The organism is Pseudoxanthomonas sp. LjRoot204_2, from assembly GCF_056175765.1.
On the sequence record NZ_JBGFFG010000585.1, the window covers coordinates 1 to 1,709 of the forward strand.

Here is a 1,709-nt window from a genome sequence, read left to right on the forward strand (position 1 = left end):
GCCAGGATGTTGGTCTGGAAGGCGATGCCGTCGATGACCGAGATGATCTCGGCGATCTTCTTGGAGGACTGTTCGATGTCGGTCATGGTGGTGACGACCTTGCCCACGACCTCGCCACCCTGCGAGGCGACCGAGGCGGCACCGATGGCCAGCTGGTTGGCCTGGCGGGCCGACTCGGCGTTCTGGCGCACGGTGGAGGTCAGCTCCTCCATGGACGCAGCGGTTTCTTCCAGGTTGGCGGCCTGCTGTTCGGTGCGGCGCGAGAGGTCGTTGTTGCCGGCGGCGATTTCACCGGCAGCGGTATTGATGCTCATGGCCGCCATCTGGATGCCGCCGACGATTTCGGTCAGTTGCGTCACGGTGGCGTTCGCGTCATCGCGCATCGTGGCGAACACACCGTGGAAGTCGCCTTCCATGCGCGCGCTCAGGTCGCCGCGCGCGATGGCCCGGAGCAGGGCGGACACTTCCGCCAGGTTGCCGTCGGTGGTTTCCATCAGCTGGTTCAGTCCGCCGATCATGTCGCGGAAGTCGTACTGGTACTGCGCCACGTCGCCGCGCTGGCTGAAGTCGCCGGAAGCAGCCGCCGCGGCCAGACGCTTGATCTCGGCATTGATGGCCGACAGGTTGGCCTTGGTGGCGTCCATGGCTTCGGTGAGCTGGGCCTTCTCGCCGGGCAGGCGATCCATGTCGATCGACAGGTCGCCGACGGCGTAGCGCTGCATCACTTCCACCAGGCGCAACTTGACGGCGATGTGCGAACCGACCAGTGCGTTGGTGTCGCGCACCATGCGGCCGTAGTCGCCGGGGAACGTGCTGTCGTCCATCCGGTAGCTGATCCGTCCTTCATCATGGCGCGCCGCCATTTCGCTCTGGGCGGCGATGACCGATTTCACCTGCGTCTGCATGCGCTGCATGGAACCGAGCAGGTCCCCGAGCTCGCTGCGGTCGTCGACCGTGATCTGGCGATCGAGCTGGCCGCGCGCCACGGCGTCGGCGACGCTCATGACGTCGGCCATCGGTCGCACGATCGAACGGGTGATGAGGACCGCAGCGGCGATGGCCAACAGCATTGCCACCACCACCAGCAGCCCGATCGCCTTGATGTTCGTGTTGTAGCCGGCCTCCTGTGCAGCCACCGCGCTGTCCAGCACCTTCATTTTTGCGTCCAGCATCCGCCCGACAGCATCGGCGGTGGCCTGGCGCAAATCGCCGGCACCACTGGCAGGGGTCAGATCGCCGACCTTGACGGACTCGATCAGGCGGCGGCTGTTCTCGAAGTACAGCGCGGCCTTGGCCATCATCTCCTGGTGCAGCGCCTTGTCCTGCGGGTCGGACAGGCTGCTGCCATACGCCTTGGAAAGCTCGTCGAAGGCCTTGCCGCCCGCGATCAGCTCATCCGTGTATTCGGCGACCTTTTCCGGGTCCTCGTAGCCGGCCACGAGGCCACGCTCGCTGACGCGGTACTCGGCCAGCATCGTGGCCATGCGCCCCAGGTCGCGGATGGCCGGGACTTCCTTCTTGGTGATGTCGAGCACGACGTCCTGGGCCACGCCCATCCGCTGCGCGGAGAAAGCCCCGGTGGCGACGATGAGCAGGACGAGCACGGCGAAGCCGATGGCCAGGCGCTTGCCGATCTTGAGGTGCTTGAACATGAAGGAAGTCTCGATGGAGTTCAGTGGGTGCGGCCGGTGCATCAGAGGGAAGCAGAG

1 protein-coding gene is annotated in these 1,709 nt (G+C 65.7%); it reads right to left on the minus strand.

Annotation, left to right across the window (positions count from 1 at the left end):
- A partial coding sequence (locus tag AC04L7_RS18095; protein WP_475513622.1) for a HAMP domain-containing methyl-accepting chemotaxis protein occupies nucleotides 1-1,652 on the minus strand: 1,652 nt, incomplete at its 3' end.
- Between the last annotated feature and the right edge of the window lie 57 nt (nucleotides 1,653-1,709).